The organism is Mycobacterium sp. PS03-16 (genome assembly GCF_004570325.1).
GTDB lineage: Bacteria > Actinomycetota > Actinomycetes > Mycobacteriales > Mycobacteriaceae > Mycobacterium.
In genome coordinates, this window is the sequence record NZ_SPQO01000003.1 from 204,432 (window position 1) to 229,676 (window position 25,245).

Below are 25,245 nucleotides of genomic sequence, written 5' to 3' on the forward strand. Positions count from 1 at the left end.
GATGACCGTGGACGACGTCGCCACCACCACGATCGGCAGTTTCGCCGACGTCCCGCTCAGCGGCGCCGCGGGCGGGCCTGCCGCCACCGCCGATGCGGTGACCGCCCACATCGCCGCGGCCGCCGCCGCACACGGGTACACCCCCGAACAGCTCGACTGGGTGACCCCGGAGGGCATCGCGGTGCGGCCGGTCTACACCGCCGCCGACCGGGACGCCGCCGTCGCCGACGGCTACCCGCTCGACACGTTCCCGGGCGCCCCGCCGTTCCTGCGCGGTCCGTACCCGACGATGTACGTCAACCAGCCGTGGACCATCCGCCAGTACGCCGGCTTCTCCACCGCCGCGGAGTCCAACGCGTTCTACCGGCGCAACCTGGCCGCCGGCCAGAAAGGTCTGTCGGTGGCCTTCGATCTGGCCACCCACCGCGGGTATGACTCCGACCACCCGCGGGTGCAGGGCGACGTGGGCATGGCGGGGGTGGCGATCGACTCCATCCTCGACATGCGCCAGCTGTTCGACGGCATCGACCTGTCGACGGTCTCGGTGTCGATGACCATGAACGGCGCGGTGCTACCGATCCTCGCGCTGTACGTGGTGGCCGCCGAGGAGCAGGGGGTGGCGCCGGAGAAGCTGGCCGGGACCATTCAGAACGACATCCTCAAAGAGTTCATGGTCCGCAACACCTACATCTATCCGCCGAAGCCGTCGATGCGGGTGATCTCGGACATCTTCGCCTACACCAGCGCGAAGATGCCGAAGTTCAACTCGATCTCGATCTCGGGGTATCACATCCAGGAGGCCGGGGCGACCGCCGATCTGGAGCTGGCCTACACGCTGGCCGACGGCGTCGAGTACATCAAGGCCGGCCTGGACGCCGGGTTGTCGATCGACACGTTCGCCCCGCGGCTGTCCTTCTTCTGGGGCATCGGCATGAACTTCTTCATGGAGGTGGCCAAGCTGCGCGCGGGCCGCCTGTTGTGGAGCGAGCTGGTGGCCGAGTTCGCGCCGCAGAACGAGAAGTCGCTGTCGCTGCGCACCCACTCGCAGACCTCGGGCTGGTCGCTGACCGCCCAGGACGTCTTCAACAACGTCGCCCGCACCTGCATCGAGGCGATGGCGGCCACCCAGGGCCACACCCAGTCGCTGCACACCAACGCGCTCGACGAGGCGCTGGCCCTGCCGACGGACTTCTCGGCGCGGATCGCCCGCAACACCCAGCTGGTGCTGCAACAGGAGTCCGGCACCACCCGGCCCATCGATCCGTGGGGCGGCTCGTACTACGTGGAATGGCTGACCCATCAGCTGGCGACCGCGGCGCGCATGCACATCGGCGAGGTCGTCGCACACGGCGGTATGGCGCAGGCGATCAGCGAGGGCATCCCGAAGCTGCGCATCGAGGAGGCCGCCGCCCGCACCCAGGCCCGCATCGACTCCGGCGCGCAGACCGTGATCGGCGTCAACAAGTACCAGGTCGCCGAGGACCATGAGATCGAGGTGCTGAAGGTCGAGAACAGCCGGGTGCGTGCCGAGCAGCTGGCCAAGCTCGAACGGTTGCGGGCCGAGCGGGACGAGGACGCGACCCGGGCGGCCCTGGCCGAGCTGACCCGTGCCGCCGGCGAGACCGGCGTCTCGGGCCCCGACGGGCTGGGCAACAATCTGCTGGCCCTGGCCATCGACGCGGCGCGCGCCAAGGCCACCGTCGGCGAGATCTCCGATGCGCTGGAGAAGGTGTACGGCCGCCACGTCGCCGAGATCCGCACCATCTCCGGGGTGTACCGCGACGAAGCCGGAAGGGCCACGAACATCTCCAGCGTCACCGAACTCGTCGAGAAGTTCGCCGAGGCCGACGGCCGCCGGCCCCGCATCCTGGTCGCGAAGATGGGCCAGGACGGCCACGACCGGGGCCAGAAGGTGATCGCGACCGCGTTCGCCGACATCGGCTTCGACGTCGACGTGGGCTCGCTGTTCTCCACGCCCGACGAGGTCGCCCGCCAGGCCGCCGACAACGACGTTCACGTGGTCGGCGTGTCGTCGCTGGCGGCCGGGCACCTCACGCTCGTGCCGGCGCTGCGCGATGCGCTCGCCGAGGTGGGGCGGCCCGACATCATGGTGGTGGTGGGCGGGGTGATCCCGCCCGGCGACTTCGACGAGCTGTACGCGGCGGGTGCGGCGGCGATCTTCCCGCCCGGCACCGTGATCGCCGACGCCGCGACCGGCCTGCTGCGCAAGCTCGCCGATCGGCTCGGTTACGACCTGAGCTAGATGGCCAGTCCGAGCGGTCCGTCGGTCACCGAACTCGCCGGAGCCATCCGCCGCGGCGAGCGATCCGCACTCGCGCGGGCGATCACCATGGTGGAGTCCACCCGCGCGGACCATCGTGACCGGGCGCAGCAGCTGCTGCTCGAGGTGATGCCGCACGCGGGCAGCGCGATGCACGTCGGGATCACCGGGGTGCCGGGCGTGGGTAAGTCGACCACCATCGAGGCGCTCGGCATGTACCTGATCGAGCTCGGCCACCGGGTCGCGGTGCTGGCGGTCGACCCGTCGTCCACCCGCACCGGCGGGTCGATCCTCGGTGACAAGACCAGAATGGCCCGGCTCGCCGTGCATCCCGACGCCTACATCCGTCCGTCGCCGACCGCCGGCACGCTCGGCGGCGTCGCGAAGGCCACCCGCGAGACCATCGTGCTGCTGGAGGCCGCGGGGTACGACGTCATCCTGGTCGAGACGGTCGGGGTCGGGCAATCCGAGGTGACGGTGTCCAACATGGTCGACACCTTCGTGTTCCTGACGCTGGCCCGCACCGGCGACCAACTGCAGGGCATCAAGAAGGGTGTGCTCGAGCTCGCCGACGTGGTGGTGGTCAACAAGGCCGACGGCAAGCACGCGGTGGAGGCGAAGTCGGCGGCCAAGGAACTCACTGCCGCATTGCGGCTGATCTATCCGCGCGACACGCTGTGGCGGCCGCCGGTGCTGACCATGAGCGCGCTGGAGGGCACCGGGCTGCGCGAGCTGTGGGACACCGTCTGCCGACACCGTGACGTGCTGCGCGAGGCGGGGATGTTCGAGCGCCGGCGGCGCGATCAGCAGGTCGAGTGGACGTGGTCGATGGTGCGCGATGCCGTGCTCGACCGGGTGCTGGCCCACCCCGAGGTGCGCCGCATCCGGGCCGAGGTGGAACGGCAGGTTCGCGACGGTGAGCTCACCGCCGCGCTCGCCGCGCAGCGCATCCTCGATGCGGCTTCGTGATAAGGCATTGACCTGCGAAGTTACGAGTCAGTAACGATGGTTTATTAGAGAGTCTTGACGGTAAATTTGTTAACTGTGACGGAGCTCTCAGAGCGGGATCGCAGCGCTGCGCTCCCGCACGGCGTGCAAGGCGCGGCGGACGGCAACTTCTCCTGCACTCTGCAGGCGTTCTCGCAGTTGTTCCCCGGCCGCCGGTTCGGCGGGGGCGCACTGTCGATCTACCTGCACGGGCAGCCCGTCGTCGATGTATGGACCGGCTACTCCGACCGGCGTGGTGAGCACTTCTGGACCGCCGACACCGGGGCGATGGTCTTCTCGGCGACCAAGGGAATGGCGGCCACGGTCATCCACCGCCTCGCCGACCGTGGGCTCCTGGACTACGACACGCCGGTCGCCCAGTACTGGCCGGAGTTCGGCGCACGGGGCAAGGCCGCCATCACGGTGCGCGACGTCATGTGCCACCGGGCCGGGCTCTCCCAGCTGGGCGGCGTGCGCAAGGACGAGCTCCTCGACCACATCCGGATGGAGGAACGCCTGGCCGCCGCGCCGGTGAACCGGCTACTGCACGGGCATTCGGCGTACCACGCACTGACGTACGGCTGGTTGATGTCCGGCTTGGCCCGCGCCGTGACCGGGCTGGGCATGGGTGATCTGATCCGCACCGAGCTGGCCGGCCCGCTCGACACCGACGGGTTGCACCTGGGCCGGCCGCCTGCGGCAGCGCCCACCCGCGCCGCGCAGATCCTGGCCCCACAGGGCACGCTGGCCAATCCGGTGTTCAACTTCATCGCCCCCAAGGTGGCGGCGCTGCACTTCTCGGGCATGTTCGGGTCGATGTACTTCCCCGGGATGAAGGCCGTCGTACAGGGCGATACGCCATTCCTGGATGCGGAGATCCCCGCGGCCAACGGTGTCGCCACCGCGCGGGGCCTGGCGCGGATGTACGCGCCGCTGGCCAACGGCGGCCGCATCGACGGTGTGGAGTTCCTCTCCGCGCGGACCGCGGCGGGCCTGACCGGTAAGCCCGATCTGCGGCCGGACCGCAACCTGGGAATTCCGCTCGCCTTCCATCTCGGGTACCACACGCTGCCGTTCGGCGTGATGCCCGGGTTCGGCCACGTCGGCCTCGGTGGGTCGGTCGGCTGGGCCGATCCGGCCACCGGTCTGTCGATCGGCTTCGTGCACAACCGGCTGCTCACCCCGCTGCTGCTGGATATGGGTTCCTTCGCCGGTCTCAACGTGCTGATCCGGCGGGATGCGGAGCGCGCCCGGCGGCGCGGTTACCAGGTGGTGCCCGACCTCGGCGCCCGCTTCGCGACGCCCGAACCGGTTGCCGGATAGCGTTCCCGACCCCGCTCGGACCCCCTCTCAGGGGCTGGACGCGCCCAATTCACGACTTTTTATGACAACTTCCGTTGTCCCTGGGAATGGTTGCGCCGCAGTCACTTTGGACTTTGCCGACGCGATTTGCCGGCCGCATATGGAGCGCCGGAAAAGGCCCGGAACGGCTTTGCTGGCACCTCGGGGGTGCACTTCGTCGTTATTGGTACTGCTGTTGCCGTGATCGCAGGTGGGGGATCGGTGCACAGCAGAATGCCCTCTGTGGCGTTGGCCACGGCTGGCGCAGGCGGGCTGGGGTAGCCCCCAGAAACCCCCATTGCGCTGGTAAAACAAGATCGCCGGCCGCCAGGAGCACACGTCCGGGCGACGGACGGCGACCGAAAAGTATTTCTTGCAGCAACGTAAATATGTCCGTACTTGGGTTTGCTGAGAACTTGCACAGCGAAAGACCTGAGAGGAAGCCAAGAAAGTGCCAAGATTGACATTAGAGTCAAAAAACGAAATAACCGCAGGTCAGACGCCTAAAGGTAGATGAATCTGCGATCTTGTCCTTGCTCGTGTAACGTTTCGGCCGCGGAGATTGATCAGCAACAGTCGAGAGTGATTTGCTCGGTAACTTGCACCGCAGTCATCCTGAGCGGATACCCTCCGACTCAGCGCTGACGAAGGCCGAAGAGGTACGGGAGGAAGGCGGGCGGAGCACGCGTTCGCGTGCTGAATATCCGAATCCAACGATCTTTCGATCCGCTCAGTCCTGCCCCGTATCGCGTCCAGAAGAGGTTTACACACGTGGTCGAAGCACCGGTCACTCCCATCGCGGTCATCGGGATGGCCTGCCGGCTGCCCGGAGGCATCGACTCCCCGGAGCGGCTGTGGGACGCGCTGCTGCGCGGCGACGATTTCGTCACCGAGGTTCCGCTCGAGCGCTGGGACGCCGAGGAGTATTACGACCCGGAACCCGGGGTGCCCGGGCGTTCGGTGTCGAAGTGGGGCGCCTTCCTCGACGACGTCGCCGGGTTCGACGCGGAGTTCTTCGGCATCAGCGAGCGTGAGGCGACCGCGATCGACCCGCAGCACCGGCTGCTGCTCGAGACCGCCTGGGAGGCCGTCGAGCACGCCGGCATCGACCCCAAGGCGATGGCGGAGTCGCTGACCGGTGTCTTCGTCGGCATGACCCACGGGGACTACCAGCTGCTGGCCGCCGACGCCCACGCCATCGAAGGTCCCTACGGGTTCACCGGTAACAACTACAGCCTCGCCTCCGGGCGCATCGCCTTCGCGATGGGGCTGCACGGACCCGCCTACACCGTCGACTCCGCCTGCTCGTCGAGCCTGCTGGCCGTGCACATGGCGTGCCGCAGCCTGCACGACGGCGAAAGCGACATGGCGCTGGCCGGCGGCGTGTCGATCATGCTCGAACCGCGCAAGATGTCCTCCGGATCGGCCCAGGGCATGCTGTCGCCGACCGGCCGGTGCCACGCCTTCGACATCGACGCCGACGGCTTCGTCTCCGGTGAGGCGTCGGTCGTCCTCATGCTCAAGCGCCTCTCCGACGCCCGGCGCGACGGTGACCGGGTGCTCGCGGTGGTCAAGGGCACGGCGGCCAACCAGGACGGCCACACCGTGAACATCGCGACGCCCTCGCGCGACGCCCAGGTCGCGGTGTACCGCGCCGCGCTGGCCGCGGCGCAGATGGACCCGAAGACCGTCGGCATGGTCGAGGCCCACGGCACCGGCACGCCGGTCGGCGACCCGATCGAATACGCGAGCCTCGCCGCGGTCTACGGCACCGATGGCCCGTGCGCGCTCGGCTCGGCCAAGACCAACTTCGGCCACGGGCAGTCCGCCTCGGGTGCGGTCGGTCTGATGAAGGCGATCCTGTCGCTGCAGCACGCCACCGTGCCGCAGAACCTGCACTTCACCCGGATGCCCGACGAGATGGCGCGGATCGAGACGAATCTGTTCGTCCCGCAGGAGATCACCTCCTGGCCGCTCGCCGTCGACGGACCGCGGCGCGCCGCGGTGTCGTCCTACGGCCTGTCGGGCACCAACGTGCACGCCGTCCTGGAACAGGCCCCCGAGGAGTCCGTCCCGGCCACCGATTCGGCCGCGCCGGCCGGCACGGGGATGCTGTTCGCGCTGTCGGCCACCTCGGCCGACGAACTGCGCCGCACCGCCGCGCGGCTGGCCGACTGGGCCGACGGACGGCCCGACAGCGACCTGCGGGATCTGGCCTACACGCTGTCCCGCCGGCGCGCGCACCGTCCCGTGCGCACCAGCGTCATCGCCGCCACCGGCGAGGAACTGATGAAGGCGCTGCGCGAGATCGCCGGCGGCGACGCGCCCTACGAGCCCGCCGTCGCCAAGGACGACCGGGGCCCGGTGTGGGTGTTCTCCGGACAGGGTTCGCAGTGGGCGGGGATGGGCCGGGCGCTGCTGGCGGCCGAACCGGTGTTCGCCGCGACCGTCGCAGAACTCGAGCCGCTGATCGCCGCCGAGTCCGGATTCTCGGTGACCGAGGCGATGTCGTCGCCCGAGAAGGTCACCGGCATCGACCGCGTGCAGCCCACGGTGTTCGCCGTGCAGGTGGCGCTGGCGGCCGCGATGAAGTCCTACGGTGTGGTGCCCGGCGCCGTGATCGGCCACTCGATGGGTGAGTCCGCCGCGGCGGTCGTCGCCGGCGGCCTGTCGCTGGCCGACGGGGCGAAGGTGATCTGCCGCCGCTCGAAGCTGATGGCGCGCATCGCCGGATCCGGTGCCATGGCGTCGGTGGAACTCCCTGCGCAGCAGGTGCTTTCCGAACTCGCCGCCCGGGGCATCAGCGACGTGGTGCTGTCGGTGGTCGCCTCGCCGCAGTCCACCGTGGTCGGTGGCGCCAAGGAGTCGATCCGCGAGCTGGTCGCCGAATGGGACAGCCGCGGCGTGATGGCCCGCGAGGTCGCCGTCGATGTGGCGTCACACTCGCCGCAGGTCGACCCGATTCTCGACGAGCTCACCGACGTCCTCGACGACATCGAGCCGATGGAGCCGCAGCTGCCGTACTACTCGGCCACGCTGTACGACCCGCGTGACCCGGCCGAGTTCGATGCCTACTACTGGGCGGACAACCTGCGCCACGCGGTCCGGTTCTCCGCCGCCGTGCAGGCCGCGCTCGAGGACGGCTTCCGGGTGTTCGGGGAACTCGCTCCGCACCCGTTGCTGACCCACGCCGTCGACCAGACCGGCCGCAGCCTCGACATGACCCTGTCGGCGCTGGCCGCCATGCGCCGTGAGCAGGAGCTGCCCGCCGGACTGCTGGGCTTCGTCGCCGATGTGCACAATGCCGGTGCCGCAGTTGATTTCTCGGTGCTCTACCCCGAGGGCCGGCTGCTCGACGCGCCGCTGCCGACGTGGACGCACACGCACCTGATGCTGACCCGCGACGGCCAGGAGCAGGCCCAGGGCGGCTCCACCGTGGCGGTGCACCCGCTGCTGGGAGCACACGTTCGCCTGCCCGAGGAGCCCGAGCGGCACGTGTGGCAGGTCGATCTGGGCACGGCCACCCAGCCGTGGCTGGCCGACCACCAGGTGCACAACGTCGCCGCGCTGCCGGGTGCGGCCTACTGCGAGATGGCGCTGGCCGCGTCGCGCGCCGTGTTCGGCGACGACGCCGAGGTCCGCGACATCGCGTTCGAGGCGATGCTGCTACTCGAGGAGCAGACCCCGGTGTCGGCGGTCGCGACCGTGAAGCGGCCCGGTGTGGCCGACTTCGTCGTCGAGACCTACGCCGAGGGCAGCGAGGTGCGGCGCTCGGCCGCGGTGCTGCATGCCGACGGGGACGCCGAAGCGCCTACGGGCTACGACATCTCGGCGCTGCTGACCTCGCACTCCGATCGCCGCGACGGCGCGGAGCTGCGGACCTGGTTCGAAGAGCGCGGGATCCAGTACGGCCAGGCCTTCACGGGCCTGGTGGCTGCGCACGCCGCCGACGACGGCGCCGACACCGTGCTCGCCGAGGTGGCGCTGCCGGGGTCGATCCGCTCGCAGCAGGGCGCCTACGGCATCCACCCCGCCCTGCTCGACGTCTGCTTCCAGGCCGTCGGTGCGCACCCCGCCCTGCAGGCGGACGCGGCCGGCACACTCATGCTGCCGCTCGGGGTGCGCCGGCTGCGCGCCCACGCGTCGACCCGCAACGCGCACTACTGCTACGTCACCGTCACCAGTGTCAGCGCCGCAGCGGTCGAGGCCGACATCGAGGTGCTCGACGAGGACGGCGCGGTGCTGCTGACCGTGGCCGGGCTGCGGCTCGGCAGCGGCGCCACCGCGGGTGGCGAACGCGAACGATTGCTCAACGAGCGGCTGCTGACCATCGACTGGCGCCGCCACGACCGGCCCGAGGCCGACCACGCCGACGCCGGACGGTGGCTGCTCGTCGCCGCATCGGCTGACGCCGAGCAGTCGGCGGCCGCACTGGCCGACGCGCTGCGCGGCGCCGAGGTGGAGGTGGCGACCACGGTGTGGCCGATGCGGGCCGACCATGACGCGACGGCCGCCGAGGTCCGCGAGCGGCTGACCGCCCAGCACCATCAGGGTGTCGTCGTGGTGACCGGCGCCGCCGCGTCGGAGAACGCCGCGGAGTTCGGCGCCGAGTACGTCCGCCACCTGGTCCGGATCGCGCGCGAACTGCCTGAGATCCCCGGCGAGCCGCCGCGGCTGTTCGTCATGACCCGCGGCGCTGCGACCGTGCTCGACGGCGATGTCGCCAACCTCGAGCAGGCCGGTCTGCGTGGCCTGATGCGGGTGCTGGGCATGGAGCATCCGGCGCTGCGGCCGACCCAGATCGATCTGGACGACGCAACGGCACCCGAGTTCGTCGCCGCTCAGCTGCTCTCCGGTTCCGAGGAGGACGAAACCGCCTGGCGGGCAGGGGACTTCCACGTCGCGCGGTTGGCCCTGTCGCCGCTGCGCGCCGAGGAGCGCCGCACCACGGTGGTCGACCCCGCCGAAGGCGGTATGCGACTGCAGATCCGCACCCCCGGCGACCTGGAATCGTTGGAGCTCGCGGCGTTCGACCGCGTACCGCCGGGTCCCGGTGAGATCGAGGTCTCGGTGACGGCGTCGAACCTCAACTTCGCCGATGTGCTGGTCGCCTACGGCCGCTACCCGAGTTTCGAAGGCCGGCTGCCCAAGCTGGGCGCCGACTTCGCCGGTGTGGTCACCGCGGTCGGCCCCGGTGTGACCGACCACGAGGTCGGCGACCGCGTGGCCGGCATCTCCGCCAACGGGGCGTGGGCCACGTTCGTGACCTGCGACGCCAACCTGGCGGTGACGCTGCCCGAGGGCCTGCCGGAGGCGCAGGCCGCCGCGGTGCCCAGTGCCCACGCGACGGCGTGGTACGGCCTGCACGACCTGGCCCGGATCACGGCGCGCGACAAGGTGCTGATCCACTCCGCGACCGGCGGTGTGGGTCAGGCCGCGATCGCGATCGCCAAGGCCGCGGGCGCCGAGATCTACGCCACCGCGGGTAGTCCGGAGCGCCGGAAACTGCTGCGCGACATGGGTATCGAGCACGTCTACGATTCGCGTAGCACCGCGTTCGCCGACGAGATCCGCCACGACACCGACGGGTACGGCGTGGACATCGTGCTCAACTCGCTGCCCGGTGCCGCCCAGCGTGCCGGCCTGGAACTGCTGTCGTTCGGTGGCCGCTTCGTCGAAATAGGCAAGCGCGACATCTACGGCGACAGCAAGATGGGCCTGTTCCCGTTCCGGCGCAACCTGGCGTTCTACGCCGTGGACCTCGCGCTGTTGACGCTGACCAATCCCGGGATCCTGCGGCGCCTGTTGGAGACCGTCTACCAGCAGATCGCCGACGGGGTGCTCCCGCTGCCGGAGACCACGCACTACCCGCTGGCCGAAGGCGCGACCGCGATCCGCGTGATGGGTGCGGCCGGCCATACCGGCAAGCTGGTGCTCGACGTCCCGCACACCGGGTCCAGCACCGCGGTGGTGCCGCCGGAGAACGCCGACGTGTTCCGCGCCGACGGTGCCTACGTGGTCACCGGCGGAATGGGTGGACTGGGTCTGTTCCTCGCCGAGAAGATGGCCGCGGCCGGCTGCGGCCGGATCATCCTCAACGGTCGCTCGGCCCCCTCCGCGGAGGCCAAGGCGATCATCGGCCGCCTCATCGCGGCCGGCACCGAGGTCGAGATCACGCTCGGCGACATCGCCGATCCCGCGACCGCCGCACGCCTGGTGGCGGCCGCGACCGCCACGGGATTGCCGGTGCGCGGCGTGCTGCACGCGGCCGCGGTGGTCGAGGACGCGACGTTGGCCAACATCACCGACGAGCTGATCGACCGGGACTGGGCGCCCAAGGTGCACGGCGCGTGGCACCTGCACGAGGCCACCCTCGACCAGCCGCTGGACTGGTTCTGCTCGTTCTCCTCGGCGGCGGCGATGGTCGGTTCCCCGGGGCAGGGCGCGTATGCGGCCGCCAACAGCTGGCTCGACGCGTTCACGCACTGGCGTCGCGCCCAGGGCCTGCCGGCCGGCGCGATCGCCTGGGGCGCGTGGGCGCAGATCGGCAAGGGCCAGGCGATGGCCGAGGACGAGGCGATGGCGATCCTGCCCGACGACGGTGCGGATGCGTTCGACACGCTGCTGCGCCACAACCGCGGCTACAGCGGCTACGCGCCGGTCGCGGGCGCCCCGTGGCTCACAGCGTTCGCCCAGACCAGCAAGTTCGCCGAGGCGTTCGCCTCCATCGGCCAGAACACCACGGGGACAAGCGCTTTCCTCACCGAGCTCTATGAGTTGCCGCAGGAGGAGTGGCCGGCGCGGCTGCGCAAACTGGTCGCCGACCAGATCGGCCTGATCCTGCGCCGCTCGGTCGACGCCGACCGGCCGCTGGCCGAGTACGGTCTCGACTCGCTCGGGACGTTGGAGGTGCGGACCCGCATCGAGAACGAGACGGGCATCCGGATCGGTTCGACCGACATCACCACGGTGCGGGCCCTGGCGCAACGCCTGGCCGACACGCTCGCCGGTGATGCGGCCAGCACGAGTCCGTCGTCATGACGGGTCATACGGCGTCGACGAAGTCGCCCAGTGTCATTCACGAAGCACGGAGGGTCTGATGGTTGCCATCAAAGCGATCCATGACTGGAACGGCACCCCGGGTACGCTCGTCTCCTGGAATCCGTCGGCGGCCTCGCGGGCCAAGATGGCGGATGCGCCGATCAGCCAGGTGCCGGTGAGCTACCAGCAGGAACAGCACATCCGCGGCTTCCGCAAGCACCTGTCGCAGGGTACGGACATGGCCCGGCTGAACATCCCCGCGTGGGACATGCCCGGCCAGTGCGACATCCGCGCGATGACGCACGTCATCAACGCCTACATCCGGCGCCACGACACCTACCACAGCCGGTTCGAGATCACCGAGGCCGACGAGGTGATCCGCCGGACCGTGCGCAACCCGCGCGACATCAAGTTCGTGCCCACCGATCACGGTGAGCTGACCGCCAGCCAGTGGCGTGAGCACGTGCTCGCGACGCCGGATCCGTTGCAGTGGGACTGCTTCCACTTCGGCATCATCCAGCGGGCCGACCACTTCACGTTCTACATCAGCGTCGACCACGTGCACACCGATGCGATGTTCATGGGACTGGTGCTCGTCGAGATCCACATGATGTACGCCACGCTGGTCGGCGGCGGTGCTCCGCTGAAGTTGCCTGAGGCCGGCAGCTACGACGACTACTGCGTCCGGCAGCGGGAGTACACCTCCGCGCTCACGCTGGAGTCGCCCGAGGTGCAGGACTGGGTCCGCTTCGCGCAGAACAACGGTGGCACCCTGCCGACCTTCCCGCTGCCGCTGGGTGACCCGTCGGTGCCGTGCTCGGGCGACCTGATCACGATCCGCCTGCTCGACAAGGCGCAGTCGGAGCGGTTCGAGTCGGCGTGCATCGCGGCCGATGCCCGTTTCATCGGCGGCGTCTTCGCCTGCGGCGCACTGACCGAGCACGAGTTCACCGGGCGCAGCGACTATTACGTCATCACGCCGACGACAACGCGCCGCACGCCCGCCGAGTTCATGACCACCGGGTGGTTCACCGGGCTGGTGCCGATCACCGTCTCGGTGGACGCCCGCAGCTTCGGCGACACGGCGCGGTCGGCGCAGAAGTCGTTCGACTCCGGCCTCGACCTGGCCCACGTGCCGTTCGAGCGGGTGCTCGAGCTCGGCGAACCGGCCGGCGTCACGAAGCCGGGGCCGGGGGTTCCGATGCTGTCCTACCTCGACGCCGGGCTGCCGCCGCTGTCCCCGAGCGTCATCGCCCAGTGGGAGGCGATGAACGGCAAGGTCTACAGCGACGCCCGTGCGGCCTTCCAGGTCGGTATGTGGGTCAACCGGACCGAGCGGGAGACCACGGTCACCGTCGCGTTCCCCGACAACCCGATCGCCCGCGAGTCGATCGACCGGTACATGCAGGTGATGAAGTCGTGGTTCGTCCGGGTCGCCGACGGTGGCGCGGTGCCCGCCCCGCGGACCGCGGCCCATGGCGCCCCGGTGCGCCACCGTGACGAGTTGGTACCCGTAGTCGGAGGTTGAGATCTGTGGCGACCCAGATGAGGCCGCTTCGCAGGCCTTTTCGCGGTCTCATGACGCCCGTCGGAACGCAGCCGGACCATCTGCTGTCGTATCTCGATCAGGCCCTGTTCCTCGGCCTGCGGGCCACCGGGCAGGCGGCGGTGATGCAGTGCGTGTGGATCTACGACCATCCCGTCGACGTCGAGGGGTTGCGCCGGTTCCACCGTAATTTCGGCTACGGGCTGGCCGGGCGCCGGATCGAGCCGTCCCCGTTGCCCTTCGGACGGCACCGGTGGGTGTCCTCGCTGGGGCCCGCGGCACCGATCGACTTCGTGACCGAACCGCGCCCGCGCGAGGAGATCAGCGACTGGATCGACGAACGTGCGCAACTGCCGGTCGACCCGGAATGGGGGCCGGCGTGGCACATGGGTGTGCTGCCGCTGACCGACGGCGGCACGGTGATCAGCCTGGTCGGATCGCACTGCATCGGCGACGGCGGGGGAGCGTTGCTCACCGTGTTCAACGCCGTCACCGGTAACACCCCGGACCTGGGTTACCCGAAGCCCGGCACCCGCACCAAGATGCGCGCGCTGGCCGCCGACGCCCGCCAGACGCTGCGCGACGCGCCCGAGATCGGCCGCACCCTGGTCGCCGCGGCCAAGCTGGGGATCAAGCGCCGCAAGGACTTCACCCGCGCCGGCAAGAATCCCACGACCGACACCGCCGCTGCCCGGGACCACGTCGTGGTGCCCGCCGTGACGCTGTTCGTCGATCGCGACGAGTGGGATGCGCGCGCCGAGGCGCTGGGCGGCAACAGCTATTCGCTGCTGGCCGGTTTCGGCGCCAAACTGTCCCAGCACATCGGCCGCCACGGCGCGGACGACGACTCGGTGCCGTTCATCATCCCGATCAACGACCGCACGCTCGAGGACACCCGGGCCAATGCGGTGATGCTCGCCAACGCGCGCATCGATCCGCGCAACGTCACCTCCGATCTCACCGCCGCCAGGGCGGCGATCAAGACGGCGCTCAAGACCATGCGCGAGGTGCCGGACGAGGCGCTGGCGCTGTTGCCGCTCACCCCGTTCATCCCGAAGCGGGCGGTCAAGTCCACCGCCGACGTCGCGTTCGGGTTCTCCGACCTGCCGGTGTCGTGTTCGAACCTCGGTGACCTGCCGCCACAGATCGGCCAGATCGACGGAACCGACGCCGAATACGTGATCCTGCGCGGTGTCGACCGGTTCATCCCGCGTTCGGTGCTCGAGCAGCGTCGCGGCCTGCTGACCGTGATCGGCGCGCGCATCGGCGAGAAGATGTCGATCGCGGTCATCGGCTACCAGCCGGGGCAGATCAACACCAAGGCCCGGCTGCGCGAGCTGACCACCGCCGCGCTGGCCGACTTCGGCCTCACCGGGGCGATCGTCTGATGGCCGGCCCGGCGCGCACCGGACAGCGTTCGGCCACTGCGGGTCCCGACACGCACACCGCCGACGATCGGCTCGCCCACATCGACCAGGCCGCGTTCCTGCAGCTGCGTTCCACCGGGCCGGTCAAGCTGGTGCAGACGGTGTGGGTGTACGACAACCCCGTCGACATGGACATGTTGCGGCGCTTTCACGCCGGCCTCGGACAGGGTCTGCTCGGCAGGCGGATCGAGCGCTCGGCGCTGCCGTTCGGCAGGCACCGCTGGGTGGCGGCCGAGCCGGTGCCGATGCACGTCGCCGACCGTCCGCGGCCGCTGTCGGACCTCAGCGACTGGATCGACGAGCGCTCGGCGACCCCGATCGACCCCGAGCACGGCCCCGGCTGGCATCTGGCGGTGCAGCCGTTCTCGGACGGATCGACCGCGGTCAGCCTGGTGGCGTCGCACTGCATCACCGACGGCATCGGGCTGCTGCTGGCCATCGCCAACGCCGTGAGCGGGACGCCGCGCAAACTCGAGTACCGGCAGGCGGGGTCGCGGACCCGGCTGCAGGCGCTGCGCGACGATGTCCGCCACACCGCCCGCGATCTGCCCGAGGTGGGCCGGACGCTGGTGGCCGCGGCCAAACTGGGTCTCCGCCGGCGCGGTGACCTCGCCACGACCGGGGCGTCGCGGCCCGTGCTCACCGAGGTGGGCGACGACGCCGAAACGGTTGTCGTCCCGGCGATCACCGCATTCATCGACACCGCCGACTGGGATGCCCGCGCCGAGGACCTCGGCGGCACCACCTACTCACTGCTCGCCGGGTTCGCCGCCCGGCTCGCCGAACGCGTCGGCCGCCACCGACCCGACGGCGGCGCGGTGTCGCTGCTCATCGCGCTCAGCGAACGCACGCCCGACGACACCAGAGGCAACGCGGTGTCGCTGGCCACCGTCGACGTGCACCCCGCGCGGGTCACCAAGGATCTGTCCGACGCCCGCGCGGCGATCCGGCAGGCGTTGACCACGTTGCGCGCGGTGCCCGACGAGACGTTCGCACTGCTGCCGCTGACGCCGTTCGTGCCGAAGCGCGCGGTGCGCAAGGCATCCGACGTGATGTTCGGCGACCTGCCGGTGTCGTGTTCCAACATGGGCGACATCGACCCCGTCGTCGGCCGCATCGACGGCACCGAATGCGAGTTCTTCACGCTGCGCGGCGTCGATCAGGGTCTCACCCCCGGCGCGCTCGCGAAGGCCGGTGGTCAGCTCGTGCTGACCGCGGTCCGGCTCGGGACATTCATCTCGATCGGGATCGTCTCCTACCGGCCCGGCGGCACGAACACCAAGCGGCATCTGCGCGATCTGACGGCCTTGACGCTGGCCGAGTTCGATCTCTACGGCGAGATCATTTAGCGATGACGGCGCCCTCGTCGCGCCGCATCCTCGAGCAGGTCGGCCGCTTTCGCCACACTCACCGACGGTTTGGTCATCGCCGCGGCGACCTCGCGGGCCCGGTCCCGGTACCCCGGGGCGAGCACCTTGCGCAGCGCGTCGCGCAGCGACGTGCGCGTCGTGGCGGAGAACCGCCGGTAGTCGCCGACACCCAGCTGCTTGACCTTGGACCCCCAGATCGGTTGTTCGGCGCCGACCCACAGCACCAGCGTGGGCACGCCGGCCCGGACACCCGCCGCGGTGGTGCCCGCGCCGCCGTGGTGGACCACCGCCCGGCACAGCGGGAACACGGCGGCGTGGTTGACCGTGCGCACCACCTTCACGTGCGGGGCGTGCGAGGACTCGTCGACGTCCCAGACGCCCGAGCAGATCAGCGCGCGCTCACCGAGGTCGGCGCAGGCGGCCTCGATCATGGCGACCGCCTCGGCCGGCGCCTTGACCGGCATGCTGCCGAAGCCGAAGTACACCGGCGGCCTCCCTGCGGCGATCCAGGACACCACGTCGTCGTCGGCCTCGGTGTGCTTCTCCAGCGTGATGGCGCCCACCAGGGGACGCTGCGGGCCCCACTCGTCGGCGAGGCCGGGGAAGAACATCTCGTCGTAGGCCTGGATCTCCAGCGTGCCGCGGTCGGCCATCCGGCGCACGGCGCGCGTGGTGGCGCGCGGCAGGCCGAGTTCGCGCCGCTGCTCGTCCTCGGCGCGTTTGAGCACCTGCCAGTGCGCCCACTCGCCGATGGCCCACACCGGCCCGACCACCGCGCCCGGCACCGGCACCGGCAGCAACCGGGTGCTCGCCCGCACCGGGAAGTAGTGCAGCGCGGCCAGTGGAATGGCGTGTGCCTCGGCAACATTGCCGGCCAGTTCCTGGTAGGTGGTGCCGGTCAGGATCAGGTCTGCGCCGTCGGCCATGGCGTCGAGCGAGCGGCTCATCTCCGGCCAGCCCTGCACGACGTATTCGCGCGCTTCGCGCAGCACCGTCGCGGGGTTGCGCACCCGGTACCACTCGCGGAACACGTCGGCGTCGAGTTGCTGCTGGGAATCGACCCCGTAGGACACGGCCGGACCCAGCCCGGAGTCCTCGGCGAAGCCGACCAGGTTGGGCGGCACCGCAACTGCCACCTCGTGCCCGCGCCGGGCGAGTTCGAGCGCGACGGCGGCGCAGGGCTCGACATCGCCGCGGGTGCCGTGGACGGCGACCACGAACCTCACGCGTGGCGCCGCCGATTCCGCCGGAGGGCACGCGGATTCACGCGAACCGCCGTGCATCGCGGCGTCTCGTGTAACAGCACCATGGACACACCCGATTACAACATGGATCGGGATGGCCGGGGCAGCCGCGTCAGCGGGCGAGTGGGCGCCTCCCGGGTGAATTCGTGGTCAGCTGTCGAACTTGTGAGCCGTGTAGCGTGAAAAGTATGTTCGCCCGCACCAAACTCCGTGGTGCGTTCGCGGACGGGGGACTTCCGCTCCTGGGCCGTTTCATCGTCCGCCATCCCGTTTCGGTCATCGTCGCCTGGCTGGTGACCGCGGCGACGCTGTTCTTGCTGCTGCCTCCGCTGGCGGAGGTCTCGCAGCGCAACCCGCCGGACTTCCTGCCCAACGACGCCCCGGTCATGGTCGCCAACCGGGAGATGAGCGACGCGTTCAAGGGGGCCGAGGAGACCAACACCAGCAACCTGGCCGTGGTCATCCTCAGCAACGAGAACGGGCTCACACCCGCCGACGAGGAGACGTACAAGGAACTCGTCGACCGCCTGGCGGCCGATCCCGAGAACGTCATCTCGACGCAGAACTTCATCGCCACGCCCGAGTTGCGCCAGGTGATGACCAGTGAGGACGGCAAGGCCTGGAACCTCCCGGTCAGCCTCACCGGCAGCATGGGCACCCCGAGCGGCCAGGCCGCGTACCGCGATGCCGTCGACATCATCGACGAGGTCACCGAGGGCTCCTCCCTCGAGGCGAACATGGTGGGCGCCGCGGCCACGTTCGAGGACATCAACGCCATCGGTGCCCGCGATCAGCTGGTCATCGAGATCGCCACCGTCGGAACGATCCTGACCATCCTGCTCATCGTCTACCGCAGCATCGTCGGCATGCTGATCCCGCTGCTGACCATCGGTCTGGCGCTCGGGGTCTCCAACCAGGCGGTTGCGGGGCTCGGCGAACTCGGTCTGGGCCTGGGTCCCCAGACCATCGTGCTGATGACCGGCATGCTGATGGGGGCGGGGACCGACTTCTCGATCTTCTTCTTCAGTCGCTACCACGAGCTGGTGCGCACCGGCATGGCCTCCGACGACGCCCTGGTCGGCGCACTGACCTCGATCGGCAAGGTGGTCGCCGGGTCGGCGGCGACCACCGCGATCGCCTTTTTGGGCCTGGCGTTCACCAAACTCGGCGTTTTCGCCACCGTGGGTCCCGCGTTGTCGGTGACGATTGCCATCGGCTTCCTGGCCTCGATCACGCTGCTGCCTGCCTTCATCGTCCTGGCCGGGCGGCGCGGCTGGGTGAAGCCCCGCAAGGACCTCACCGGACGGTTCTGGCGCCGGTCCGGCGTCCACATCGTGCGCCGGCCGGTCCTCCACCTCACGGCCAGCCTGGTGGTGCTCATCGCGCTCGCGGTCTGCGCCGGGTTCATCAAGTTCAACTACGACGACCGCAAGGCCCTGCCCGCCGACGCCCCCAGCAACATGGGTTACGAGGCGATGTCCGCGCACTTCCCGGTCAGCACCACGATGCAGCAGTTCGTGGTGATCAAATCCGACCAGGATCTGCGCTCGCCGCGCGCGCTGGCGGCCATGGAGGCCATGGCGCAGCGGATCGCTGCGGTCCCCGACATCGACATGGTCCGGGGCATCACCCGGCCGACCGGCGAGATGCTCGAACAGGCCAAAGCCACCTATCAGGCCGGCGAGGTCGGTTCCCGGCTGGATCAGGCCTCCACGCTGATCGAGGACAACGATGCGAACCTGTCGCGGCTGAGCGGCGGCGCCGACCAGCTCGCGGACGTGCTGGACCAGGTGCGCGACGGGGTGATCGGCGCGGCGGGCAGTGTGCGCGGACTCGCGGGTGCGCTCGACGACATGTCGCGCAAGTACGGCGGCGCCACCACCCTCGACCAGATTGACAAGACCGCGTCGCTGGTGACGAATATGCGGTCCCTGGGCGATGCGATCGGCGTGGACGTCAACCGGATGACCGACATCTACGCGTGGGCGAACCCGGTGTTGCTGTCGCTGGACGAGAGCCCCACCTGTGCCGCGGACCCCGAGTGCGTGGCCTCGCGAGAGGATCTCCGGCGCATCGTGGCCGCGCGGGACAGCCCGTACCTCAACAGCATCTCCGAGCTCGGCAGCCAGCTGCAGAACACCGAGGGCTACCAGACGCTGGACGAGACCGTGCAGGGGTTGTCCCAGAGTCTGAGGACCGCGACCACGGCGGCGCGCGAGCTGGGCATCGACGAACCCAACGGTGTGCAGAACAAGATCCGCGAGGTCACGCAGTCCGCCGACACGCTGGCCGATTCCAGCCGTCAGCTGGCCGAGGGCGTGCAGCTGCTGGTGGATCAGACGCGCACCATGGGCGGCGGTCTGGACCAGGCGTCGGACTTCCTGAACGCGATGAAGCGGGATGCGGCCGACCCGACGATGTCCGGGTTCTACATCCCGCCGCAGATCCTCACCCAGGAGGAGTTCAAGAAGGCGGCGAACCTGTTCGTCTCACGCGACGGGCACACCGCGCGCTACCTGGTGCAGACCGCGCTGGACCCGTTCGACACCGCCGCGATGGACCAGGTCGACGACATCATCGATGCGGCCGAGAGTGCGCGGCCCAATACCGTCCTGGAGGACGCGAAAGTCACCATGGTCGGCTTCTCGCCCGTGCAGGCCGACCTTCGCGACTATTACAACGACGACATCCGGTTCATCATCATCGTGACGCTGCTGGTGGTGTTCCTGATCCTGGTGCTGCTGTTGCGCGCCATCGTGGCGCCGATCTACCTGGTCGCGTCGGTGGTGCTGTCGTACGTGTCCGCCGTGGGCATCGGTGTGCTGTTCTTCCAGTTCGTGCTCGGCCAGGAACTCGCCTGGACGGTGCCAGGCATGGCGTTTTTGGTGCTGGTCGCCGTCGGCGCCGACTACAACCTGCTGCTGATCGCCCGAATACGTGAGGAGTCCCGCGACGGGATCCGCACCGGCATCATCCGCACCGTCGGCGCGACGGGTGGCGTGATCACCTCCGCCGGGCTCATCTTCGCGGCGTCGATGCTCTCGCTGACGGTCAGCAGCATCAGCACGGTGATCCAGCTCGGCTTCGTCATCGGCGTGGGTCTGCTGCTCGACACGTTCATCGTGCGCACCATCACGGTGCCCGCGGCGGCCGTGCTCGTCGGCAACGCGAACTGGTGGCCGTCGAAGCCGAAGTACGAACCGCGGGAGTCGGACCGGGTCGAGGACGCCGGCGAGGAGACCCAGCCGCTGACGGGCCGGGCACGGGTCCGGCAGCGGCTCCTCGAGGCGAGCGCGTCCTACCGGGCCGGCACGGGCCCTCGCGATACCGTCTGACGGGCCGTCAGCGCGCGGTTTTTGCCAGAAGAACTACTTCCGGGCAATTTCGTCGCTCGCCGTCCGGGGCAATCGGCGGCGATCTGCGAATTCGGCGGTCACCCCGGTGATTCAAGATCGGTACCTTTCATTTGCTGAAATATGATTGTATGCGCCGGAGAATAACTGCTAGCAAACCATCAAATGGTGGTTTGTCCTGAGTTCCGCGGCGGGATAGCGGAGCTGCACCCGGAATCACCTGCGCAATGTCAACCAAGTCTGCTTTGGACTCACGAAATTCACAGGTTCCAGTTAATATGTTCGCGTGGTGATGCAGGTTGCCGACAGCCGCGCAATTGGCGGTCGCGAACTCGATATCAGTGTCGTGATTCCGTGCCGTAACGGCGCATCGACACTCGAACGGCAACTCGACACCTTACTGTCGCAGGACACCGCCGCCGCATTCGAGGTCATCGTGGCCGACAATGGTTCGACCGACGGAACCGCCGACCTCGTCCGCGCGTACCGGACACGGGATCCTCGCGTCCGGCTCGTCGACGCCTCCGTCGCGCCCGGGGTCAACGTGGCCCGTAATGCCGGTGCCCGGTCGGCACACGGCCGGTTCATCCTGCTCTGCGACGCGGACGATCTCGTGCATCCGGGTTGGCTGGAGGCGAATTGGCGGCGCCTGCGCGACGGGGCGCACTGCGTCGGCGGCGGCATCGACCGCGTACTCGAGGACGGCAGCCTGCTCGCCGCGGAACGCATGCTCTACCGCACCGGCCGCAGCACGGTGCCCTACGCCAACGGCGCCAACTGCGGATTCTCCGCCGAGGCGTTTGCGTGTGTCGGTGGCTTCGACGAGTCGTTCGCCGGGGGCGCCGACGAGATCGACTTCTTCTGGCGCCTGGCTGCGGCCGGGTACCCGCTCGTACTCGCCGACGGGGCGGTCATCAGCAAGACCCAGCACACCGCGCTGCGGCGGGTGTTCCGTCAGCACTACAGCTATGGCCGCGGCGAGGTGCGGCTGATCCGCAAGTTCAAGGGCGCCTGGGGCCTGATCCCGTTGCTGGCGTTGCCTTTCCATGTCATCGGGTGGGCGCTGCTCACGGCCACGAGCCGGACGGATTCGCGGTGGCGGCGGCGTTGCGTCGTCAATCTCGCGTTCCACCTGGGGATGTTGCGCGGGTGCCTGCCGACCCGGCGCCCGGCGCCTGTCAGCCGGTGGACCGGCGCACCGTCGGCGCCGACTGCGACGCTCGCCAGGCACTCCAGGTCGGCATGAAGGTGACGTTCGGTGCGCGGCGGGTCCAGGCGTGCCACAGCTCCTCGATCTTGCCGTGGCGGTCGTTGATGACGGTGTGCGGGATGCCGCAGAGGACGGCGATGACATGACCGTGCAGGCGGTCGGTGACCAATCTCCGGCCCTGCGACAGGATGTCGACCGCGTGGTCGAGATTGCGTCGGGCAAACCAGGTCATCGCGGCCCGGCTCGGCCGCGGACGCCCCGACTTCCCGGCCACGTTCGCCAGGCTCCATCCGAGATTGCGGGTGCTGACCATCGGGGCCTGCGTCCAGTCGACGGTGGGTATGTCGGCGAGTTGTCCGGATGCTGCCTCGCCGTCGCGCCGCGCTTGAACCACCAATTCGGTGCGTGGCGGGCGCCGCACGAGCGCGCCGAGCGCGAACGCCGCGTCCGGCGCCAGCAGCGTGCGACAGTCGAATTCGCGTTCAGCGATGGCGAGTGACCGCCTGTCGCGGACCAGCAACGTGACGTCGCGGTGCGCACCGATCGCGCGTTTGAGGTCCTCGAGCCGGGTCCGGTCTGCGATCTGCACGGACTGCGGCATCTGCACGATGGGGCGATCGGGAAAGTCGTGGATCACTTGACGTCTCAGGTCGTCGTGGACCGGATACAGTCCACCGAGATTGCCGCCGCCGTTGATGACGATGGGCCCGGACGCCCGCAGCCGGTCGGGCCGGTAGCTGCTCGCCGTGGTGGTGGAGCGCACCGTGACCGATCGCTGCGCGGCGAGCCGCTGCACGCCCAGCCAGATCGCCGAGTCCCCACAGTTCAGGTGGTGGGGAAAATCCACCATGTCGCAGTCGCCGCCGTGCGGCAGGAAGGGTGAGACCTGGGTGATCAGTTGCGTTCGAACCCATTCGAGAAACTCGGCCACGATCCATCCTCCGTTGTGCGATCCACCCCGAACATCTTTGCATTCTCAAATAAAACCGGCAGGTCGGATGGCGCAGGGCGACGTCGTTCGGCGGTGTCCGGTTGGCTACGATGTCCCCACCGGAACGTCGGCCCGCCGCGGACGGGGAGGCCGGACCGCTCGGCGTGGTCGCAATGGTTCATATCCGGACAGCACCGAGGAAGTGTGAAGGCAAGCCCTATGAGACTCAGCGTTATCGGTACGGGCTACCTGGGTGCCGTCCACGCCGCCTGCATGGCACGACTGGGCCACGACGTGGTCGCCTACGACACCGATTCGTCGAAGGTCCGCGCGCTGGCCGCCGGCCGGTCACCGTTCTACGAGCCGGATCTGGACGAGCTCCTCGGCGAAGCCATGGCTTCCGGACGCCTGACCTTCGCCGATTCCGTGGAACGGGCCGTGTCCGGAGCGGCGGTGCATTTCATCTGCGTCGGCACGCCGCAGCTGCCGGATTCCGATGCCGCCGATGTGCGGTACGTCAACAGCGCGGTGCAGGCGGTGGCCGAGCACGCCGACTGCGACAGTGTGATAGTCGGGAAGTCGACGGTTCCGGTGGGCACGGCACGGCGACTGGCCGACGAGGTCGCGGCCCTCCCGTCGGCGCACCGCCTCGAAGTCGCGTGGAATCCCGAATTCCTCCGGGAGGGTAAGGCGATCGAGGACACGTTGCAGCCGGACCGGCTGGTCTTCGGGGTGTCCTCCGAATACGCTGAGAAGACGCTGATCGAGGTCTACGACCAAGTGATCAGCGCGGGAACCCCCTATATCACCACGGGATTCGAAACCGCCGAGATGGTCAAGGTGGCGGCGAACTCCTTCCTGGCCACCAAGATCTCGTTCATCAACGCGATGGCGGAAGTGTGCGAAGCGGTCGACGCCGACGTCGTGACGTTGAGCGAGGCCCTCGGCCATGACAACCGCATCGGACGGCGATTCCTCAACGCAGGCCTCGGATTCGGCGGCGGCTGTCTACCCAAGGACATCCGGGCCTTCAGTGCCCGGGCGGGTGAACTCGGTGCGTCGACCGCGCTCACCTTCCTCCACGAGGTGGACAAGATCAACATCCGCCGGCGCGAGAAGGCGGTCTCGGTCGCCGGCGCGCTCGTGGGCGGCGACTTCCTGGGCCGCAACATCGCCGTCCTCGGTGCCGCGTTCAAGCCCAACAGCGACGACGTCCGGGATTCGCCTGCGCTCAATGTCGCTGCGGCGATGCATCTGAAGGGCGCGCACGTGCGCGTCCACGATCCCAAGGCCATCGACAACGCCAGGGCGCGCTTCCCGACGCTGACCTACTACGCGGACCTCGCCGAAGCGGTGCGCAACGTCGATCTGCTCGTACTGGCCACCGAGTGGGACGACTACCGCAACCTCGACCCGGTGGCCCTGCGGTCGGTGGTGCGGTCACCGCGCCTGCTCGACACCCGTAACGCCCTCGACGTGGAGTACTGGTCGAGCGCCGGGTGGCAGGTTTATGCGCTGGGCCGGGGCCGGCTCGATGTGTGAGTGCGCTGTCGATCACGAAGGGAACGACGTCATGGCCGGACGGACGATCGAGGTCATCATCCCGGTCAGGAACATGGCCGAGCACATGCCGAAGGTGTTGCGTCCGTTGATGGCCCAGCTGGCTGTCGGGGACCGTGTCACCGTGATCAACGACGCGTCCACCGACGACACCGAGTCGGTCGCCCGTTCGTTCGGGGTCACGGTGCTGAATCTGGCCGAGAGCCGGGGTCCGTACTACGCGCGCCAGATCGCCGCCGTGAGGTCGACCGCGGACATCCTGCTGTTCATCGATGCCCGATCCCGCCCGCTGCCGGGGCTGCTCGAGGCGCACCGTGCGCTGCACGCGGATCCCGGTGTGGCGCTGTCGTGCACGAACGTGAATACCCTGTCGGGCCCGACCACGGCGGCCAGGATGGCGGCGATGGCGCAGACGTTCAGCCTGCCGGCCAAGGTCGGGGTGCCCGGTAAGCCGCCGTACTATCCGACCGCCAACCTCGGTGTCGATCGCCAAGCTTTCCACGCGGTGGGCGGCTTCCGGGCCATGCGCAGCGGCGGCGACGCCGACATCTGCTGGCGGGTGCAGGAGAACGGTCTGGGCCGCATGGGCATCGACGACCGCGTGCTGATGGAGTGGGAGCCGCGGCAGACCATGCCGGAACTGGCCAGCCAATTCAAACGGTACGGACGCGGCACCGCGTATCTGCAGTGGGCCTATCGGCAGAGCCGGCGCCAGGGCGGTGGCCGGGCGGTGGCACACCGCCCGACACCGGCCTGGTTCAAGACCATGGTGCTCAACGAACTGCGTCGCCCGGTGCGCCAGCATCTCGCCCGGGCCGTCATCAACTACTGGTTGCAGGTCGGCTACATCTCCGAGCGATTCAAACAGTCCCAGTTCACGATGCCGGTGCGGTATGACTTGAGCGCGGACGCGGAGATCGGCGGGCCTCAGCGGTGAGGTGATCCGGCCGGCCG

Annotated in this window: 13 protein-coding genes; 11 read left to right on the plus strand and 2 right to left on the minus strand. The window is 69.3% G+C overall.

Annotated features, from left to right (window positions below; translation table 11 throughout):
* Position 1: 1 nt before the first annotated feature.
* The 7 genes from scpA (at position 2) to E4P42_RS04135 (ending at position 15,972) form a co-directional block, all read left to right on the plus strand.
* Positions 2–2,263 carry a methylmalonyl-CoA mutase gene (gene scpA / locus E4P42_RS04105; protein ID WP_135123269.1) on the plus strand — a complete coding sequence of 754 codons (2,262 nt, stop codon included), beginning with the start codon at positions 2–4 and terminating at the stop codon, positions 2,261–2,263.
* Positions 2,264–3,250 (plus strand): methylmalonyl Co-A mutase-associated GTPase MeaB, encoded by a 987-nt coding sequence (gene meaB / locus E4P42_RS04110; protein ID WP_135123271.1) that lies wholly within the window; start codon positions 2,264–2,266, stop codon positions 3,248–3,250. It begins immediately after the preceding gene.
* A 75-nt stretch (positions 3,251–3,325) separates the two neighbouring features.
* On the plus strand, positions 3,326–4,591 hold the full coding sequence (locus E4P42_RS04115) for a serine hydrolase domain-containing protein (RefSeq protein WP_135123273.1): 1,266 nt from the start codon (positions 3,326–3,328) through the stop codon (positions 4,589–4,591).
* 828 nt (positions 4,592–5,419) lie between these two features.
* Positions 5,420–11,650, plus strand: coding sequence for a type I polyketide synthase (pks2, locus tag E4P42_RS04120; protein ID WP_245233885.1), 6,231 nt, complete (start codon positions 5,420–5,422; stop codon positions 11,648–11,650).
* 58 nt (positions 11,651–11,708) lie between these two features.
* Positions 11,709–13,178, plus strand: a complete 1,470-nt coding sequence (locus tag E4P42_RS04125; protein ID WP_135123277.1) for a condensation domain-containing protein — start codon at positions 11,709–11,711, stop codon at positions 13,176–13,178.
* Positions 13,179–13,228: 50 nt separating this feature from the next.
* Complete coding sequence (locus E4P42_RS04130) at positions 13,229–14,584, plus strand: hypothetical protein (RefSeq protein ID WP_209305686.1); 1,356 nt, start codon at positions 13,229–13,231, stop codon at positions 14,582–14,584.
* Positions 14,584–15,972: a hypothetical protein gene (locus E4P42_RS04135; RefSeq protein ID WP_135123279.1), complete on the plus strand. Its 1,389-nt coding sequence runs from the start codon at positions 14,584–14,586 to the stop codon at positions 15,970–15,972. Before E4P42_RS04130 ends, E4P42_RS04135 begins: the two co-directional genes overlap by 1 nt.
* Here the strand turns inward: E4P42_RS04135 and E4P42_RS04140 are convergent.
* The gene (locus E4P42_RS04140) at positions 15,969–17,219 is read right to left on the minus strand and encodes a glycosyltransferase (protein WP_135123281.1); all 1,251 of its coding nucleotides are present in this window, start codon (positions 17,217–17,219) and stop codon (positions 15,969–15,971) included. The two genes, E4P42_RS04135 and E4P42_RS04140, sit on opposite strands and share 4 nt — an antisense overlap.
* 206 nt (positions 17,220–17,425) lie before the next feature.
* On the opposite strand from E4P42_RS04140, the gene E4P42_RS04145 reads away from it, so the two are divergent.
* Both E4P42_RS04145 and E4P42_RS04150 read left to right on the plus strand, forming a co-directional pair.
* Complete coding sequence (locus tag E4P42_RS04145) at positions 17,426–20,572, plus strand: RND family transporter (RefSeq protein ID WP_135123283.1); 3,147 nt, start codon at positions 17,426–17,428, stop codon at positions 20,570–20,572.
* A gap of 310 nt (positions 20,573–20,882) precedes the next feature.
* Positions 20,883–21,836, plus strand: coding sequence for a glycosyltransferase family 2 protein (locus tag E4P42_RS04150; protein WP_135123459.1), 954 nt, complete (start codon positions 20,883–20,885; stop codon positions 21,834–21,836).
* On the opposite strand, the gene E4P42_RS04155 is transcribed toward E4P42_RS04150, so the two are convergent.
* The gene (locus tag E4P42_RS04155) at positions 21,769–22,731 is read right to left on the minus strand and encodes a polysaccharide pyruvyl transferase family protein (RefSeq protein WP_135123285.1); all 963 of its coding nucleotides are present in this window, start codon (positions 22,729–22,731) and stop codon (positions 21,769–21,771) included. The two genes, E4P42_RS04150 and E4P42_RS04155, sit on opposite strands and share 68 nt — an antisense overlap.
* 219 nt (positions 22,732–22,950) lie before the next feature.
* Between E4P42_RS04155 and E4P42_RS04160 the strand changes: the two genes are divergently transcribed.
* Both E4P42_RS04160 and E4P42_RS04165 read left to right on the plus strand, forming a co-directional pair.
* Positions 22,951–24,273, plus strand: coding sequence for a UDP-glucose/GDP-mannose dehydrogenase family protein (locus E4P42_RS04160; protein WP_135123287.1), 1,323 nt, complete (start codon positions 22,951–22,953; stop codon positions 24,271–24,273).
* A gap of 31 nt (positions 24,274–24,304) precedes the next feature.
* Positions 24,305–25,228, plus strand: coding sequence for a glycosyltransferase family 2 protein (locus E4P42_RS04165; protein WP_135123289.1), 924 nt, complete (start codon positions 24,305–24,307; stop codon positions 25,226–25,228).
* Positions 25,229–25,245 lie beyond the last annotated feature (17 nt).